Source organism: Roseitalea sp. MMSF_3546 (assembly GCF_030732865.1).
Lineage (GTDB): Bacteria > Pseudomonadota > Alphaproteobacteria > Rhizobiales > Rhizobiaceae > Roseitalea.
This window is the reverse complement of record NZ_JASHKB010000015.1, coordinates 26,784-43,916: the sequence shown is the minus strand read 5'-3', so window position 1 is coordinate 43,916 and position 17,133 is coordinate 26,784. Positions and strand designations below refer to the sequence as shown.

The following is a 17,133-nucleotide window of genomic DNA, read 5'->3' as shown; positions in this document are numbered from 1 at the left end:
GGAATATGGGAAGAAAGGCGGCGCTATTCCAGTACCCCGCCGCAAGCGGGCGTGCGCGCCGGTCCGCTCAGCCCGCCCGCTCCGCGCCCGCCCGGCGCAGCGAGCGGGTCCACCAGCCCGAGCGGCGGTCCAGGCACACCTCGCCCCGGTAGAGGCTTGCCCCGTCATAGGCGTTGCGCGTGGCCGAGAACCTCCGGCAGGTCTGGCCGGCGATCTCCATTTCGGCGATATCGGTGATCTCGCCGTTCGATCCGGTGGCCGCGCTGGCCCAGGGCAGGGCGCCATCGACAAGGCGATCGGGGTCGGCCGCCGTGACCGCCAGCCGGATCGTGTCCTCGTCGATAAGCCGGTCCGTGGCCCCGGCATCGGCGCCCGCGCGTGGCTCGAACGGGTCGACGGCGATCGACGGCGTCGCCTCGGCCATGGAGATCGAGCCGGTCGTCAGCACGTCGTCGACGCCCCTGCCGGTCATCGAGCAGCCGGCGAGCAGCGCGCAGCACAACGCGGCCATGGCCGGGCGCCGGGCTGCGGCGAAGATCGGCTTGACACTGCCGGCACGCGGAACAAATTTGCCTTGCATCTCACTTCCGGCACTTCAAGCCGAACAAAACAACCCCAGATTGAGGCCACTATGACGCAGCTTGGGTTAACAGATCGTGACACCGGGCTGGACGACGACCCGCTGGCGCTCTTCGCGGCCTGGCTGGCCGATGCCGAACGCTCCGAGCCGAACGACCCGACGGCGCTGTCGCTGGCCACCGTGGACGCGGACGGCCTGCCCAATGTGCGCATGGTGCTGCTGAAGGGCTACGATTCGCGCGGCTTTGTCTTCTACACCAATTTCGAGAGCCGCAAAGGGGTGGAACTGCTTTCCAGCAAGAAGGCGGCGATGTGCTTTCACTGGAAGTCGCTGCGCCGCCAGGTGCGCCTGCGCGGCCCGGTCACGGTGGTTTCGGACGAGGAAGCCGACGCCTATTACGCGTCCCGGCCGCGCGGCAGCCGCATCGGCGCCTGGGCCTCGCGCCAGTCGCGGCCGCTCGAAAGCAAGTTCGCGCTCGAAAAGGAAGTCGCGCGCTACACGGCCCGCTATGCCATCGGCCCGATCCCGCGTCCGCCGCACTGGTCCGGCTTCCGCCTGTCGCCGACCTATGTCGAGTTCTGGCAGGACGGCAAGTTCCGCCTGCACGACCGTTTCGTCTTCACGCGCGCGGGCGAGCAGGCTCCATGGGCCGTGACGCGATACTACCCATGAGCGAGTGCTTCGGGCGGCGCGCGCCTTGACGCGCATCAAGCCCGTCGGCGCCCGCCCGCAATAGGATAGGGCCGTGTCGGGCCACGCATGGGAGGCGAACATGGAAGTCAAGACGGTCAATGTCGACGAGACGCCCTATCTTTATGTCGAAGGCAGCGCACCGGCGAACCCCGATGCCGTTGGCGCGGCGATGGGAGAGGCGTTCGGCAAGGTGATGGCCTTCATCGGTCAGCATGGCCTGACGCCGACCGGAATGCCGATGTCGGTCTACTACACCTATGATCCCGAACAGATGGCGTTTCGCGCCGGCATACCGGTCAGCGCCGACGATGCCGGCAAGGCGCAGGGCGAGATCAAGGCCGACGTCACGCCCGCCGGCGAGGTCCTGCACTTCGTCCATGTCGGCCCCTACGACAAGCTCGCCGAGGCCTACGGCCAGGCCGAACAGGAGGCCAGGAAGACCGGCCGCGGCCTGGGCACCCCGACCTGGGAGGTCTATGCGAACGATCCGGGCGAAACCCCGCCCGAGCAATTGCGCACCGAGGTCTTTTCGGTCCCCGGGCCGGTCTGGTAGGCTGTCCGGGTCGGATCGCGGCGAGGGGCCGGACCGGCGCCGACCGTTCGTCGTGGCGCGTTGCTGCGCGCCGCGTCCGATTTGTGACCATTGCGGGTTCATATCGTCAGTTGATGTCGCATCCGGGCGCGCCTTCGTGCGCCCATTGCGCATGCTGGCTGCCGGCGTCCCGCGCAACAAGCCAAGGCCATTTCATCATGTCCGTATTTGCAGAACCCATGCCTATCAATGGCGCCGTCCCGGGCGCCGACGACACCCTGGGCGGTCGCATCGTTGCGGCGCGCGAGGCCCGCGGCCTGTCGACGGCCCAGCTCGCCCGCCGGCTCGGCGTCAAGTCGGCGACCCTGCAGAACTGGGAAAGCGACCGCTCCGAGCCGCGCTCGAACAAGCTTTCCATGCTGGCCGGGCTGTTGAACGTCTCGCCCACCTGGCTGATCAACGGTCGCGGCGAGCCGCCATCCGGTTTCGACGCCGGTCCGATCGATGTGCCGCAAACCCGCCTCCAGCTCATCGAGATCCGGCGCAAGGCGGACCGGCTGGTTGCCGATATCGACGCTCTCCTGGCACGGCTGGACTGAGGTTTCAGCCGGGCGAAAAAGCCCAGCATTTGCGACCATTTGCGACGCCATGCTTTTGAAATTGCATGGTGTTTTACGCTTCCTTAAGACCGCCGGTCTATCACTTGCGCTGTGGGGAAGGTCCGTACGGGACCGCTGCCCGCCGCCCGATGCCATTGCCGGCAGCCGGGTCTGGCGGCGGCCGGTCCGACGGACCCTTGGTGAAGGGCGCGACCGCAGCGGCGCGCCTTGAGCGGACGAAACGGGGATTGAAGGGCGGGCTCATATGGCCAGGGGCGGCAAGAAGAAGGATGGCGGGTCCGTGCCCAAGTCCGAGCCCGGTACGCTGCTCGTTCTCATCCAGTTCGTCTGTGCAATCGTCGCCTTTGCATCGCTTGTCGTGCTGCTGGTCGGGCTGCTCGACATTGGCGCCTATGGCATGGCCGAGATGTTGCGCGGCTATGCGCTGATCCCGCTGGGCCTTTTCGTCTTCGGCGGACTGGGCGCGATCATGCCGGCGATGACCGTCCGTTCGGCCGAGGCGCAGGCCGTCACTGCCAGGATGGGCGAACTTGAGGCCAGGCTGAACGAGCGCATCGAGGCCTTGCAGACGCGTGTCGACACCCGGATCGGGGACGACAATCAGACGCTTCGCGAGGAGAACAAGGCGCTGCAGGCCAGCCTTGACGAATACCGGCAGGCCGAACGCGCCAAGATCGCCGACGAGGTCGAGAAACTGCGGGCGGTCAATTGCGAACTCGAGGACCAGATCAGGCGCTGGGCGATCGGATCGGTCGACCAGGCCATCTCCGACACCGGCGACGAGAGCGTAAGGGTGGCCTGAACCATGCCGACGCCGTCCCGTTCATCCGCGCCCTTGCCATTGGCGCCCTTTTCACGTGAGCACGCCCGATGACCCAGCAGGCCACAGCGCAGCAGCCGCTGCTTCCCGTCCGGCGCGATGCCGGCCCGGACGACCCCTTCCGGCTTTCGGACGAGGCGCTCGAACTGGCGCGTCAGTACGACACCCCGCCCGAGCCCGAGGTCTACAATGTCTGGTACGCCTATGCCTCCGGCCGCTGTCCGGATCTGAACAGGCGCATCGAAACGCTGATCGCCAGGGGCGCCGAGCCGAGCACATACGATCTGGCCGAGATCGGCCAGGAGGTGCTGGTCGACAACGACGCCGACCGGCTGGCCCGTCAGGCCAATGAGCACCTGCAATCTGAGATGGATGGCGTGCTGAGCTTCATCCGCTCCTATCTCGACTCGGCCGAGCGCTATCAGGGTGCGATCGATACCAGCACGCAGTCGCTCAATTCGGCCTCGACGCCGGCCGAACTCGAGATGATGATCGCGCTGGTCATCCGCGAGAACCAGCGCATCCGCGCGCAGACGCGCCAGCTCAGCGACAGCCTTCGCGAGACGCAGAACGAGATCGTCGCGCTTCAGGAAAAGCTCGAGAAGTCGCGCGAGGCCGAACTGCACGATCCCATGACGGGCCTGCCCAATCGGCGGTACTTCCAGCGCGCCTTCGAAGCCGAATTGCGCAATGCGCAGGAGGCCGGCACGCCATTGACCTTCGCGCTCGCCGATATCGATCATTTCAAGTCGGTCAATGACCGCTTCGGCCATCAGATCGGCGACGAGGTGCTCAAATTCGTCGGCAATCACCTGCGCGACAGGCTCGGATCGCATGGCAGTGTGAGCCGCTATGGCGGCGAGGAATTCGCCATCATCCTGCCGGACATGGCGCGCGCCCAGGCGAGCGCGGTGCTCGACGAGGCGCGAAGTCACCTCAGCGAGGCGCGGCTGGTGACCTCGCGCACGCGCAAGCCGATCGGCGAGATCACGATCTCGATCGGTATCGCCGATTTCCGGGCGGACGACACCGCGGCATCGCTGTTCCGGCGTGCCGACGAGCAGCTCTACGGCGCCAAGGACGGTGGCCGCAACCGCGTCATGTGACCGCCGCGCCTGCCGCCTGCGAGGCGATTGACATCGGTCAACGACGCCGCCGGCCCACGCATCGATGATCGGCGCGACCACAAGAGGAAGCGCCATGGCATTCGATGGACTGATCACCCGCCTCAACATGCTGTTCGCCGAGATGGAAAACCAGCCGCACGACGACCATGAACTGCTCTTCCAGATCCATGCCGAACTCGAACAGATGAAGGCCGAGGGGCTTCCGCTGCCCGCCGATCTGGTGGCCCTGGAAGCGCGCCTTGAGGAGGAATTCTCCAGACGCGGCGTCGATCGACCATCGCCGACCGCCTGACCGAGGACACGGTCGTTGACTTGCGCGGGGAACGGCCGGTGCCGGCCGGAGGCGAGCCTGTTGCGGTGCACCCGGCGCGGTGATGCTCAACGAGCCTAAGTGGGGGCGAGGGGTGGCGCGGCGGGACTGCCCGCTTTTTCACCGCCTTCGGCCATCTCGATGGGAATGGCGCAGTCGAACCGATAGCCGTCGTCGATCTCGATGTCGAATTTGCCGCCCCATTTGTCGGCGATCAGCGCGCGCTTGAGCTTGGAGCCGAAGCCGGTTCCACCGCCCTTGCCGGGCGCCGCACCGGTGCCGCCAAAGCTCGTCCGGGCGTCGATCCACTGCAGCTTCAGCACGCGGCCGTCCTCGCCGGTTCGGACCACGCGCCAATTGATGCGAACCTTGCCCTCGGGCTGGCCCAGCGTGCCGTATTTCGCCGAATTGGTGGCAAGCTCGTGCAGCACCAGGCCCAGGTCGAAGCACAGTTCGGGCAGCAGCACGATGTTGCGGCCCTCCATTTCGTAGCGGCCCGGAAAGGGCCGCAGCGTTTCCTCGACAACGCCGGTCAGCCGCGTCGACGCCCAGCCATTGCGCGCAATCGATTCATTGGTGCGCGAGAGCGCCGAAAGCCGTTCACGGAACGCCTTTTGCGCTTTGGCGGGGTCGTCGGTTCCGGCGAAGCTCTGGTTGGCGATGGTGTTGACCAGTTGCAGCAGATTCCCCGAGCGATGCGCCATTTCCCCGACCAGCAGCCGCAACTGCGTCTCGGTCTCGGCATGGCGCGCGCTGCTGGAGACCACATTGGCAATGCTGACGAGCGTGTCGACATCGAACTGGTCGAACGAGCGCACCGTGGTCGCATGTACGCCGAACACGCCGAAGGGCCGTCCGGCCGCACCGGCGATGACGACGCTCATGCCGCTGCGCACATCGTGATCGTGCAGCAAGGGCGGTCCGCTGAATCGGGTCTCCTGGCGAAGATCGGTGACGATGACGGGTTCGTCGCTCATCAGCGTGAAGCCGGCCTGGGAGTCCTTGTCCGTGCCGACGCTCGCCTGGCCGACCAGCCCCTCATTCCAGCCGATGCCCGCCTTGAGCGTGAGCTGATCCGCCGAGCGTTCGAATTGCAGGATCTTGGCAAGCGGCACCTCGAACAGCTCGGCCGCCGTCTCCACGGCCCGGTCGAGCACCGCCTGCAGATCCGAATGGGTCAGCGCGAACCGGCTCAGCGCCTCGATCTTCTCGTTGCGCCTTACGCGCCGGGCGAGCGCCTCCTCGGCGGTGACACGCGCGGTCACGTCGCGGCAGGTGCCGGACACCTCGCCGCCATGGCCCGCGGCGGTCAACTCCAGCCAGCGCGGCGAATGCGCGCCAAGGCTGGGCGTGTGATATGTCAGCGTGAAGGCTTCGCCGGTGCGCGCGCATCGTTCGATCGCGCGCATGACGCGATCGCCCTGTTCGGCGCCGACCGCGTCGCGAAACGTCGCTTCGTAGCCGTCGAGCGAGCCCTCTGGCAGGGCATGCAGCCCGTCGGCGTCGCCGATCCAGGAAAATCGCTGACGTGCCGGCGACCACGACCAAAGCACGATCCCCGCCCGTTTGGCGACGATCGGATCGAAGCTGAACCGCTCTTGGCGGGTGCGCTGTCGTTCGAGTGTCATGGAACGAGTGTCATGGAAATTGTCGAGCGCTCCCTTCCCGCCCCGTCCGCTGCACCCACAGGGGCCACCGGCAGCATGCCGTTGTCCAGCCTATCACCCTCTCATGCCGCAAGGTCATCGGCAATTAACAATGACACATGCACTGCAACAATGCATCGCCGGTCGCCGGCGCCGGTCACGCCTCGGTGCCGCCCACCGTCATCCGGTCCATCCTCAGATGGGGCTGGCCGACGCCGACCGGCACGCCCTGGCCGGCCTTGCCGCACATGCCGATGCCGGTGTCCAGCCTGGTGTCGTTGCCGACCATCGAGACCCGGTGCATCGCGTCCGGTCCGTTGCCGATCAGCATGGCGCCCTTGACCGGATGGGCCACCTTGCCGCCCTCGATCTTGTAGGCCTCGGTGCAGGCGAACACGAACTTGCCCGAGGTGATGTCGACCTGCCCGCCCCCGAACGAGACCGCATAGATGCCGTCATCGACCGAAGCGATGATCTCCTCGGGCGTGGCATCGCCGCCCAGCATGTAGGTATTGGTCATGCGCGGCATCGGCACGTGCTGGTAGCTCTCGCGCCGGCCGTTGCCGGTCGGCTTCATGCCCATCAGCCGTGCATTCTGCCGGTCCTGCATGTAGCCGACCAGCTTGCCGTCCTCGATCAGCACGTTGTGACCCGAGGGCGTGCCCTCGTCGTCGATGGTCAGCGAGCCGCGCCGTTCGTCGATCGTGCCATCGTCGACCACGGTCACCCCGCGGGCGGCGACCTGCTCGCCCATCAGCCCGGCGAAGGCCGACGTGCCCTTGCGGTTGAAGTCGCCTTCCAGCCCGTGTCCGACCGCCTCGTGCAGCATCACGCCGGGCCAGCCGCTGCCGAGCACGATGTCGAACGTGCCAGCCGGCGCGGGACGCGCTTGAAGATTGACCAGCGCCTGGCGCAGCGCGTCGTCGGCCGCCGCCTGCCAGCTTTCGGTGGCGATGAAGTCGCCGAACGACTGCCGCCCGCCCATGCCGTGGCTGCCGGTCTCCTGCCGGTCGCCCTCGCCGACGATGACCGAGATGTTGACCCGCACCAGCGGCCGGACGTCGCGGGCGATTTCGCCATCGGCGCGCACGATCTCCACCATCTGCCATGAGGCGGCGAGCGAGGCCGAGACCTGGCGCACCCTGTCGTCCTTGCCGCGCAGATAGGCGTCGATCTGCTCCAGCAGCTTGACCTTGGCGGCAAAGGAGGGCTCGCCGATCGGGTTGAGATCGCCGTAGAGCTTCTTGTTGGTGCGCGCCGGCGGTTCGCTGTAGCGGCCCGAATGCCCGCGCGTGACCGCACCGACCGCGTCGGCGGCGCGGCGCAGCGCGGCTTCGGAAAAATCGTCCGATTCGGCATAGCCGACCGCTTCGCCGGCCACCGCCCGCAGGCCGAAGCCCGATGCGGTGTTGAACGCCCCGGTCTTCAGCCGGCCATTGTCGAAGCCCAGCGTTTCGCTTTCGCGGTATTCGAGGAAAAGCTCGCCGTCATCGCTCGCACCCAGCGTGTCGGAGACGAGATCGCGCACGCGGGCCTCGGAAATGTCGAAGCGGGTCAGAAGGCCGGTCTGCATGATGGGCTGCCTTTCGGGTAGGGTCTGTTTCCTGACCATTTAGGCGGAGCCGTGGCCGGTTTCACCCCCGCATCATGCGGCCCCGGTCAGGGCAGCGCCTCGAAGCCCTCGGTGAAGCCGGCCAGATCGACCGGCAGGCCGATGCCTTCCTCGGGCGTGTCGAAGACCGTGAACGTCGCCGTCTTGCCTTTCTTCAGGCTCTCCAGAAGCTGATCCTCGAGGATGACCTCGGCATAGCAGCCATCGGCAAAGCAGCGCACGAAATAGGCCCGGCCCATGTCGCGCCCGTCGATGTGCAGGCCCAGCCCGTTCGGCAGCAGCACGCCCAGCGGCGCCTGGATGCGCAGGATCTGCGCCTTGCGGTCGGCGGTCTTGAACGCCGAGACCGAAAGCCCGATTTCCGAGCGGTCATAGTCCTCGACGGCCTGCATCAGGACGCACTGCTCGTTGGCAGCCCCCGGCGGCGTCGCGCAGCGCAGGTCCCAGAAGCCGTATTTGGCGCGCACGGTCTGCTGCTGGGCGTCCGCCGGCGAGGCGAGGATCGCGGCGGCGGCCGCGAGCGCGGCGCACGCCGAAACGGCAAGCGTGGCGAGCGTGCCGCGCCGGCGATGGCGTGGCACGTGTTCGGTGTTGGAGGCGGATGGGTTCACGGCGAGGTCCTTGTCGTGCTCCGGTGCGCGGGTCGATTGATCCGGCAGGCCGAATCGGTTTGCAGCGCGCCATCATCATGCAATGGCCGGGCGCCGATTGTCACCAATGCCGGCGTGGCGCCCCACTGCGCTGCGTTACGGCCATGACAAACGGCGCAAACGGGCGAAAACATGGCAGATCGGACCCTTCGCACCGGCGTCTGCGGCGTGGCGCCCGGCCTGTCGCAAGCCTTGCCAGGCGCGATCGGAAGGCGCGCCGCCGGCCGCTGTGCCGCGTCCGGGCAAGCGCCGAAATGACGCACGAATTGGCCGATGATCCAGTTGCGGTGATGGGCATATTGTGGTTCTACGTCGCCTCGTGGGCGAAGCCGAGGCGAGCCGTCCGCCAATATCGGGAGACCAAGCGTGTCGAAGACCAGTCGTTTGCGCCTTTGCGCGACAGCCATTGCAACCCTGATCGCCCCTGCTGCCCTTGCTGCGCAGCCCGAGGAATGGCAGTTCGGCTTCCAGCGGGCCGCCACCGACGTCATGGAGCAGATCATCTGGTTCGAGCGTTACACGCTCGTCTTCCTGGTGCCGATCGTGCTCCTGGTGATGGCGCTGCTCGCCTGGGTACTGATCCGCTACCGGGCCTCGGTCAATCCGGTCCCGTCGCGCACGAGCCACAACACGCTGGTCGAGGTCGTCTGGACGGTCGGCCCGATCGTCGTGCTGCTGTTCCTCGCCGTTCCCTCCTTCCAGCTTCTGACCAAGCAGTACTCGCCGCCGACCGAGCCCGAACTGACGGTCAAGGCGACCGGCTATCAGTGGTACTGGGGCTATGAATACCAGACCGACGACGGCGAGGAGATCGTCTTCGACCAGATCATGCTGCGCGACATCGATCGCGCCGAGCAGCAAAAGCAGGATCTGGAAATCTATCCGCGCCTGCTGTCGGTCGACAACGAACTGGTCGTGCCCGTCGACACCACCGTGCGCGTGCTGGTCACCGCCGGCGACGTGCTGCATTCATGGGCCGTTCCGGCCTTCGGCGTGAAGATGGACGCGGTTCCCGGCCGGCTCAACGAAACCTGGTTCCGCGCCAACAAGGAAGGCCTTTATTACGGCCAGTGCTCGGAGCTTTGCGGCAAGGACCATGCCTACATGCCCATTGCCGTGCGCGTGGTCAGCCGCGAGGACTACGACGACTGGCTGGTCGCGGCCCGCAGCGACGTCGGCGAGGCGAACCGCACGCTGATCGCCACGCTGGAGGCGCGCCGCAGCCTCGCCAATCTTAACGAAGAATAAAGACAAGGCCTTTTCAGGAGTTCGTTTCATCATGTCCGACGCCGTCGCCCATTCCAGCCACGATCACGGAGCCCCCGCCGGCTTCGTCAATCGCTGGCTGTTTTCGACCAACCACAAGGACATCGGCACGCTCTATCTGATCTTTGCGATCATCATGGGCGTGCTTGGCGGGTTCCTGTCGGTGATGATGCGCTGGGAGCTGGCCGAGCCGGGCATCCAGATCTTCCACGGCCTGGCCTCGATGGTCTACGGCGTCGAGGGCGATGCGGCCGTCGATGCCGGCAAGCAGATGTACAATGTGTTCACCACGGCGCATGGCCTGATCATGATCTTCTTCATGGTCATGCCGGCGCTTATTGGCGGTTTTGCCAACTGGATGGTGCCGATCATGATCGGCGCGCCGGACATGGCGTTTCCGCGCATGAACAACATCTCGTTCTGGCTGCTGCCGCCCGCGGCGATCCTGCTGGTCATTTCCATGTTCATGCCCTCCTCGCCCGGCGCCCACGGCGTCGGCGGCGGCTGGACCATCTATCCGCCCTATTCGACGACCGGGCAGCCCGGCCCGGCGATGGATTTCGCCATCCTGTCGATCCACATCGCCGGCGCCTCCTCGATCCTGGGCGCGATCAACTTCATCACGACGATCTTCAACATGCGCGCCCCCGGCATGACGCTGCACAAGATGCCGCTGTTCGCCTGGTCGGTGCTGATCACCGCCTTCCTGCTGCTGTTGTCGCTGCCCGTGCTGGCCGGCGCCATCACCATGCTGCTCACCGACCGCAATTTCGGCACCGCCTTCTTCAACCCGGCCGGCGGCGGCGACCCGATCCTGTTCCAGCACCTGTTCTGGTTCTTCGGCCATCCCGAAGTCTATATCCTGATCCTGCCGGCCTTCGGCATCATCAGCCACATCGTGTCGACCTTCTCCAAGAAGCCCATCTTCGGCTATCTTGGCATGGCCTATGCGATGGTCGCCATCGGTGTGGTCGGCTTCATCGTCTGGGCGCACCACATGTACACCGTCGGCCTGTCGCTCAATGCGCAGCGCTATTTCGTCTTCGCCACCATGGTGATCGCGGTGCCCACCGGCATCAAGATCTTCTCGTGGATCGCCACCATGTGGGGCGGCGCGATCGAACTGCGCACGCCGATGCTCTGGGCGATCGGCTTCATCTTCCTGTTCACCATCGGCGGCGTCACCGGCGTCCAGCTCGCCAATGCCGGTCTCGACCGGGCCCTGCACGACACCTACTACGTGGTCGCCCACTTCCACTACGTGCTGTCGCTGGGCGCGGTGTTCGGCATCTTCGCCGCCTGGTACTACTGGTTCCCGAAGATGTTCGGCTACATGTACAACTCGACCATCGCGCGGGTGCATTTCTGGGTCACCTTCGTGGGCGTGAACCTGATCTTCTTCCCGCAGCACTTCCTGGGTCTGGCCGGCATGCCCCGCCGCTACATCGACTATCCGGACGCCTATGCGGGCTGGAACATGGTCTCCTCCTGGGGGTCCTACATCTCGGCGATCGGCGTGCTGATCTTCCTTTACGGCGTGTTCGAAGCCTTTGCGCGCAAGCGCGAGGCCGGCGCCAACCCCTGGGGCGAGGGCGCGACCACGCTGGAATGGCAGCTTTCCTCGCCGCCGCCCTACCACCAGTGGGAACAGTTGCCGCGCATCAAATAGGCATCGAGCGGGTATGACCTCACACTTCAAACCGGATGGCCATTCAAGCGTGTCGGCGTATCTCGTAGCGCCGGACGCGCTGGCCTTGGCGGATTTCATGTGCACGGTGTTCGGCGCGCATGAAGTGCGCCGGATCGATCATGATGACGGCACGGTGCGGCACGTCGAGGTCAAGATCGACGATTCGGTGATCATGGTCGGGCAGGCAGGCGGCGGTTTCGAGCCGGTCAGCGCCTGGCTTCACGTCTACGTCGCCGACGCCGACGGCGTCTATGCGAGAGCGATCGCCCAAGGGGCCTCGCCCATGTTCGAACCCGAACTGCGCCCGGGCGACACCGACCGGCGCGGCGGCTTCATCGACCCGTGGGGCAACACATGGTTTCCCGCCACGCAGGTGGTCCAATGAGCGTTGTCGAATCGAGCCGGCAACCGGCCGCGGTGTCGGAAGCCACGCCGCGCGACTATTTCGACCTGCTCAAGCCGCGGGTGATGTCGCTCGTCGTCTTCACCGCGCTCGTCGGGCTGCTCGTCGCGCCCGGCGCGATCAATCCCTTCCTCGCGGCGGTGTCTATCCTGGCGATCGCGGTCGGCGCCGGCGCCTCGGGCGCGCTCAACATGTGGTATGACGCCGATATCGACGCGGTGATGAGCCGCACCGCCGGGCGGCCCGTGCCGTCGGGCCGGGTCGGCGCCGGCGAGGCGCTGACTTTCGGCGTCATCCTGTCGGTGCTGTCCGTGATGACGCTCGGCCTTGTCGCCAATTGGGCGGCGGCCGCGCTTCTGGCCTTCACCATCTTCTTTTACGCCGTCATCTACACGATGTGGCTGAAACGCTCGACGCCGCAGAACATCGTCATCGGCGGCGCGGCGGGTGCCTTCCCGCCGATGATCGGCTGGGCCGCGGTGACCGGCACCGTCTCGCTGGAGAGCCTGGTGCTGTTCGCCATCATCTTCCTGTGGACGCCGCCCCATTTCTGGGCGCTGGCGCTGTTCAAGCTGCGCGATTACGAGATCGCCGGCATGCCGATGATGCCCAATGTCGCCGGCGAGCGGCACACCAAGGCACAGATGCTCGTCTATTCGGTGCTGCTGGCGATCGCGGCTGTGCTGCCCTGGCCGCTGGGCTTTGCCGGGCCGGCCTATGGCGTGGTGGCGATGGCCCTCGGTGCCCTTTTCATCCGCCATGCGGTCGCGGTCTGGCGCATGCCCGACGGCGATGCGACCATGGTGCCGGCCAAGAAGCTGTTCGGATATTCGCTGACCTATCTGTTCGCCATATTCGCCGCGCTGCTGCTTGAGACCGTGGTCATGCGGGTGCTGGCATGAGCGGAGTTTCGATGACCGACAAAGACGACAGGATCGAACTGACAAAGGCCCAGAAGTCGGCCCGCCGCAAGCGCTCGATCGCGCTAGCGTTGGCGCTCGCCGCCTTCGTGGTGATCTTCTACCTCGTCACCGTGATCAAGTTCGGCCCCGAGATCCTCAACCGCCCCCTGTGACGAACCGACACGCGAGCATGGCAGAAAAAGACCCCACCACGACCGCAACCGGCAGGCAGCGCTCCAATGTGCGCATCGCCGCCGCATGCCTTGGCTTCTTCGCCGGCATGGTCGGTCTCGCATACGCCTCGGTCCCGCTTTACGACCTGTTCTGCCGCGTGACCGGCTATGGCGGCACGACCCAGGTCGCCGACACATCGCCCGTCGAGGTGCTCGACAGGTCCATCAATGTGCGTTTCGACGCCAATTCGGGCGCCGGTCTGGGCTGGGACTTCGCGCCCGTCGACCGGCAGGTGACGCTGAAGATCGGAGAGCTCACGCAGGTCGCCTATCGGGCCGAGAACTGGCGCGACGTGCCGACGACGGGGTCGGCGACCTTCAACGTGACCCCGCAGGCCGCCGGCGCCTATTTCAACAAGATGGAATGTTTCTGCTTCACCGAGACGACGCTGGAGCCGGGACAGTCCACGGACATGCCCGTCGTCTTCTTCATCGATCCGGCGATCGTCGATGCGCCGGAGCTCGAGGGCGTGTCGACGATCACCCTGTCCTACACCTTCTTCAAGATCGACCAGCCCGCCGAGACGGTGCGGGCGGACCGGGCAGCGCTCACCATCGAACGGTCCGGCCCCGACGCCACGATGGGCGCGGCGATGCCGGACCGGGGCCGAATGACAATCGGGGATAACGCCAATGGCTGAAAGTCACGCCAAGAACCACGACTATCACATTCTCGATCCCAGCCCGTGGCCGCTGATCGGCTCGATCGGCGCGCTGATCATGGCCATTGGCGGCATTGGCTGGATGCAGGGCGCCCAGGGTAACGAGTTCTCGTTCCTCGGCATTCCCATGGCCAATCCCTGGACCTTTCTGATCGGTCTGGCGGTTGTCCTTTACACCATGTTCGGCTGGTGGTCGGACACGGTGCGCGAGTCGCGCGAGGGCCATCATACCCGCGTCGTCTCGCTGCATCTGCGCTACGGCATGATCATGTTCATCGCCTCGGAGGTGATGTTCTTCGTCGCCTGGTTCTGGGCGGTCTTCGATGCCAGCCTGTTCTACGACGAGGCACAGCAGGTCGGCCGCATGGCCTATACCGGCGGACAGTGGCCGCCCGCCGGCATGGAAGTGCTCGATCCGCTCGGCCTGCCGCTCTACAACACCGTGATCCTGCTGCTGTCGGGCACCACCGTGACCTGGGCGCACCATGCGCTGTTGCATGGCGACCGTAACGGGCTGAAGCTGGGCCTGTGGCTGACCATCGCGCTGGCGGCGCTGTTCATGTTCGTCCAGATCTACGAATTCATGGTCGCCCCCTATGCGTTCTCGGATTCGCTTTACGGCGCCACCTTCTTCATGGCGACCGGCTTCCATGGCTTCCACGTCTTCGTCGGGCTGGTCTTCCTGATCGTCTGCCTGATCCGTGCCCATGCGGGCCATTTCACGCCGCAAAAGCATTTCGGCTTCGAGGCGGCCGCCTGGTACTGGCACTTCGTCGACGTTGTCTGGTTGTTCCTGTTCTTCGTCGTCTATATCTGGGGGACGTGGGGCGCACCGATCTACCACCACTGATCGCCACGCAAACGGCATGATGCCGGGCGGTCGCGATCGGTGCGCGGCCGCCCTTTTCGATTGCGAGGCCAAACGCCATGAGCGCTCCGGCGCAGCCCGAAAGACGCCGCTATCCCTGGCTGGTGGTGCTGTTCGCGCTGCCGGTGCTCGTCGCGCTCGTCATGCTCGGCAACTGGCAGGTCCAGCGCCTTGCCTGGAAACAGGATCTTCTGGCGACGATCGATGCCCGGCTCGATGCGCCGCCCGTCCCCGCCGCCCGGATCGCCGAGCTCGCGGCCGATGGCGGCGACATCCGCTATCGGCCGGTCGAAGCCACCGGCAACTTCGTGCACGACCGGGAGCAGCACTTCTTCGCCACGCACGAGGGGGCGTCGGGCTACTATCTCTACACCCCGCTCGAGATGGAAGGCGGCGCGGTCGTTCTGGTCAATCGCGGCTTCGTGCCCTTCGACCTCAAGGAGCCCGAAACGCGGCCCGGAAGCCTGACCGAAGGCACGGTGACGGTCACCGGTCTGGCGCGCGAACGGCTCGCTGCGAAGCCGTCCTTCATCGTGCCCGACAACGACCCCGAAAAGAACGTCTATTACTGGAAGGACTGGGCGCTGATGGTCGAGCGGGCCGGCTATGCGCCGGAGGAGGTGTTGCCCTTCTTCATCGACGCGTTCGAAGGCGAGGCGGGAGGTGACTGGCCCGTCGGCGGCGTCACCCGCATCGACCTGCCCAACAACCACCTGCAATATGCCATCACCTGGTACGGGCTGGCGCTGGCGCTGGTTGTCGTGCTCGCCGCCTTTGTCTGGCGGCGGATGCACTGATCCTCACACCCCGTCGGCGGCGACACGCCGCGCCATCCACTCGATGAAGCTCACCCGCGTCATGTTCCTGCGCCTGGCCTCCTCGTCGATGAAGGCGGCGACCCCCTCGTCGAGTGTCAGATTTGCGCGGACCGTACGACCGGTCAGACGGATAAGCGGCACCAGCACGAGGGATGACCCCGGTGGAACGACGACAGCCTCCGGCGCCGTAGGCGCGGCGATGGCAAGACCGTCCGCTTCCGTCTCGAGCACATAGTCGCGCAAGGCTTCCTCGGCATTGAGGAGCGCTTCATCGATCGTCGTTCCCATCGCCACGACGCCGTCAAGATCCGGAAAAACAACGCCATAGGCGCCTTTCGTGCCATCGATGAGCGCGGGATATCGCATTGCCCCTTTTCCTATCCTCAATTCCAGTTTGCCTTCTTGGAGATGCTGCGCAAGACACCGGGCGACAAGGTCTTGTGTCGAGGAACGGTGACGATGCCCTTGATGTGCGGATGGCGGTAGATGTCGTGACCCGCCCCATGTCGCGCCAGATACCAGCCCTCAGCTTTCAGCCTCCGAACAACAGCGGACGTCCGATTGTCCACCCATCTCTCCCCGTGCATATATATGCACTTATCCATGTGCTTGGCAAGGCGGGGCGTTTCGATCCCTCAATGCCCGCTGTCTTGACACCGGCACTCAAACCTTCGACATCTCCCCCATGAACCTGCACGCCACAAAGCCGCCGTTGACGATCCGCCTGTGCGAGCCGCGCGGCTTCTGCGCGGGCGTCGACCGGGCCATCCAGATCGTCGTTCTGGGGCTCAAGAAATACGGCGCGCCGGTCTATGTGCGCCACGAGATCGTGCACAACAAGTTCGTCGTCGAGGCGCTGCGCGAGCGTGGCGCGGTGTTCGTCAGGGAACTGGCCGACATCCCGCCCGAACATGCCGACCGCCCGGTGGTCTTTTCGGCCCATGGCGTTCCCAAATCGGTGCCCGCCGATGCGCAGGCGCGCAACCTTCTTTATCTCGATGCCACCTGTCCGCTCGTCTCCAAGGTGCACAAGCAGGCCATGCGCCATCAGCGCCTGGGCCGGCACGTGCTGCTGATCGGCCATGCCGGCCATCCCGAGGTCGTCGGCACGATGGGCCAGTTGCCGGCGGGCGCGGTGACGCTTGTGGAGACCGCCGAGCAGGTCGCCGAACTCGCCGTGCCCGATCCCGAGCAACTGGGTTATGTCACCCAGACGACGCTGTCGGTCGACGACACCGCCGACGTGATCGCCGCGCTTGCCGCGCGCTTTCCGGCGCTGACACCGCCGTCCTCGGAGAGCATCTGCTACGCCACCACCAACCGGCAGGAGGCGGTCAAGCAGGCCGCGCCGGGCACCGACATCTTCCTGATCGTCGGCGCGCCGAACTCGTCCAATTCCATGCGCCTGGTCGAGGTCGCCAAACGGCACGGCGCGGCCGATTCCATGCTTGTCGAGCGCGCCGCCGACATCGACTGGTCACGCATCGGCGAGGCGGCGACGATCGGCATGTCGGCTGGCGCGTCGGCGCCCGAGATCGTCGTCGAGGAGATCATCGAGGCACTGCGCGAACGCCGGACCGTGACGGTGGACATCGCGCTGACGGCCGAGGAGAACGAACTCTTCCCGGTCATGCGGTCGCTGCGCGACACGCCGCTGACCGCCAGCGACATGGCCTTCCTGAACGGCTCTGCCGCCTGACG

General features: G+C 66.0%; 20 protein-coding genes. 15 read left to right on the top strand and 5 right to left on the bottom strand.

Going from position 1 to position 17,133, the window contains the following annotated elements:
• Positions 1-67: 67 nt before the first annotated feature.
• On the bottom strand, positions 68-580 hold the full coding sequence (locus RBB34_RS12840) for an RT0821/Lpp0805 family surface protein (protein ID WP_306119623.1): 513 nt from the start codon (positions 578-580) through the stop codon (positions 68-70).
• A 51-nt stretch (positions 581-631) separates the two neighbouring features.
• Between RBB34_RS12840 and pdxH the strand changes: the two genes are divergently transcribed.
• The 6 genes from pdxH to RBB34_RS12810 all read left to right on the top strand — a co-directional run bounded on the left by pdxH (position 632) and on the right by RBB34_RS12810 (position 4,664).
• Positions 632-1,252 (top strand): pyridoxamine 5'-phosphate oxidase, encoded by a 621-nt coding sequence (gene pdxH / locus RBB34_RS12835; protein ID WP_306119622.1) that lies wholly within the window; start codon positions 632-634, stop codon positions 1,250-1,252.
• A 100-nt stretch (positions 1,253-1,352) separates the two neighbouring features.
• Positions 1,353-1,826 carry a GyrI-like domain-containing protein gene (locus RBB34_RS12830; RefSeq protein WP_306119621.1) on the top strand — a complete coding sequence of 158 codons (474 nt, stop codon included), beginning with the start codon at positions 1,353-1,355 and terminating at the stop codon, positions 1,824-1,826.
• 197 nt (positions 1,827-2,023) lie between these two features.
• Positions 2,024-2,404 carry a helix-turn-helix transcriptional regulator gene (locus RBB34_RS12825; RefSeq protein ID WP_306119620.1) on the top strand — a complete coding sequence of 127 codons (381 nt, stop codon included), beginning with the start codon at positions 2,024-2,026 and terminating at the stop codon, positions 2,402-2,404.
• A 265-nt stretch (positions 2,405-2,669) separates the two neighbouring features.
• The gene (locus RBB34_RS12820; RefSeq protein WP_306119619.1) at positions 2,670-3,227 is read left to right on the top strand and encodes a hypothetical protein; all 558 of its coding nucleotides are present in this window, start codon (positions 2,670-2,672) and stop codon (positions 3,225-3,227) included.
• 68 nt (positions 3,228-3,295) lie between these two features.
• On the top strand, positions 3,296-4,351 hold the full coding sequence (locus RBB34_RS12815; RefSeq protein WP_306119618.1) for a diguanylate cyclase: 1,056 nt from the start codon (positions 3,296-3,298) through the stop codon (positions 4,349-4,351).
• 94 nt (positions 4,352-4,445) lie between these two features.
• Positions 4,446-4,664 carry a hypothetical protein gene (locus RBB34_RS12810; protein ID WP_306119617.1) on the top strand — a complete coding sequence of 73 codons (219 nt, stop codon included), beginning with the start codon at positions 4,446-4,448 and terminating at the stop codon, positions 4,662-4,664.
• Positions 4,665-4,759: 95 nt separating this feature from the next.
• On the opposite strand, the gene RBB34_RS12805 is transcribed toward RBB34_RS12810, so the two are convergent.
• The 3 genes from RBB34_RS12805 to RBB34_RS12795 form a co-directional block, all read right to left on the bottom strand.
• Entirely contained in the window at positions 4,760-6,310 is a 1,551-nt protein-coding gene (locus RBB34_RS12805; RefSeq protein WP_306119616.1) for an HWE histidine kinase domain-containing protein, read from the bottom strand.
• 175 nt (positions 6,311-6,485) lie between these two features.
• Positions 6,486-7,901, bottom strand: a complete 1,416-nt coding sequence (gene tldD / locus RBB34_RS12800) for a metalloprotease TldD (protein ID WP_306119615.1) — start codon at positions 7,899-7,901, stop codon at positions 6,486-6,488.
• Positions 7,902-7,987: 86 nt separating this feature from the next.
• On the bottom strand, positions 7,988-8,443 hold the full coding sequence (locus RBB34_RS12795) for an invasion associated locus B family protein (RefSeq protein ID WP_306119667.1): 456 nt from the start codon (positions 8,441-8,443) through the stop codon (positions 7,988-7,990).
• A gap of 513 nt (positions 8,444-8,956) precedes the next feature.
• Between RBB34_RS12795 and coxB the strand changes: the two genes are divergently transcribed.
• From coxB to RBB34_RS12755, 8 genes are all read left to right on the top strand, one after another.
• Positions 8,957-9,838 carry a cytochrome c oxidase subunit II gene (gene coxB, locus RBB34_RS12790; RefSeq protein ID WP_306119614.1) on the top strand — a complete coding sequence of 294 codons (882 nt, stop codon included), beginning with the start codon at positions 8,957-8,959 and terminating at the stop codon, positions 9,836-9,838.
• Positions 9,839-9,869: 31 nt separating this feature from the next.
• On the top strand, positions 9,870-11,525 hold the full coding sequence (gene ctaD / locus RBB34_RS12785) for a cytochrome c oxidase subunit I (protein ID WP_306119613.1): 1,656 nt from the start codon (positions 9,870-9,872) through the stop codon (positions 11,523-11,525).
• 13 nt (positions 11,526-11,538) lie between these two features.
• Entirely contained in the window at positions 11,539-11,931 is a 393-nt protein-coding gene (locus RBB34_RS12780; protein WP_346432538.1) for a VOC family protein, read from the top strand.
• Positions 11,928-12,851: a heme o synthase gene (locus RBB34_RS12775; RefSeq protein WP_306119611.1), complete on the top strand. Its 924-nt coding sequence runs from the start codon at positions 11,928-11,930 to the stop codon at positions 12,849-12,851. The genes RBB34_RS12780 and RBB34_RS12775 overlap by 4 nt, the downstream gene beginning before the upstream one ends.
• 11 nt (positions 12,852-12,862) lie before the next feature.
• Positions 12,863-13,024, top strand: a complete 162-nt coding sequence (locus RBB34_RS12770; protein ID WP_306119610.1) for a hypothetical protein — start codon at positions 12,863-12,865, stop codon at positions 13,022-13,024.
• A gap of 17 nt (positions 13,025-13,041) precedes the next feature.
• Positions 13,042-13,725 carry a cytochrome c oxidase assembly protein gene (locus tag RBB34_RS12765; RefSeq protein WP_306119609.1) on the top strand — a complete coding sequence of 228 codons (684 nt, stop codon included), beginning with the start codon at positions 13,042-13,044 and terminating at the stop codon, positions 13,723-13,725.
• Positions 13,718-14,596: a cytochrome c oxidase subunit 3 gene (locus tag RBB34_RS12760; protein ID WP_306119608.1), complete on the top strand. Its 879-nt coding sequence runs from the start codon at positions 13,718-13,720 to the stop codon at positions 14,594-14,596. Before RBB34_RS12765 ends, RBB34_RS12760 begins: the two co-directional genes overlap by 8 nt.
• Before the next feature lie 77 nt (positions 14,597-14,673).
• Positions 14,674-15,411, top strand: coding sequence for an SURF1 family protein (locus RBB34_RS12755; RefSeq protein ID WP_306119607.1), 738 nt, complete (start codon positions 14,674-14,676; stop codon positions 15,409-15,411).
• Between the two features lie 3 nt (positions 15,412-15,414).
• Here RBB34_RS12755 and RBB34_RS12750 read toward each other — a convergent pair whose 3' ends face one another.
• Positions 15,415-15,798 carry a type II toxin-antitoxin system HicB family antitoxin gene (locus tag RBB34_RS12750; protein ID WP_306119606.1) on the bottom strand — a complete coding sequence of 128 codons (384 nt, stop codon included), beginning with the start codon at positions 15,796-15,798 and terminating at the stop codon, positions 15,415-15,417.
• A 319-nt stretch (positions 15,799-16,117) separates the two neighbouring features.
• Here RBB34_RS12750 and ispH point away from each other — a divergent pair, with 319 nt between their 5' ends.
• A complete protein-coding gene (gene ispH / locus RBB34_RS12745) occupies positions 16,118-17,131 on the top strand; it encodes a 4-hydroxy-3-methylbut-2-enyl diphosphate reductase (RefSeq protein ID WP_306119605.1) in 1,014 nt (337 codons plus the stop codon).
• Positions 17,132-17,133 lie beyond the last annotated feature (2 nt).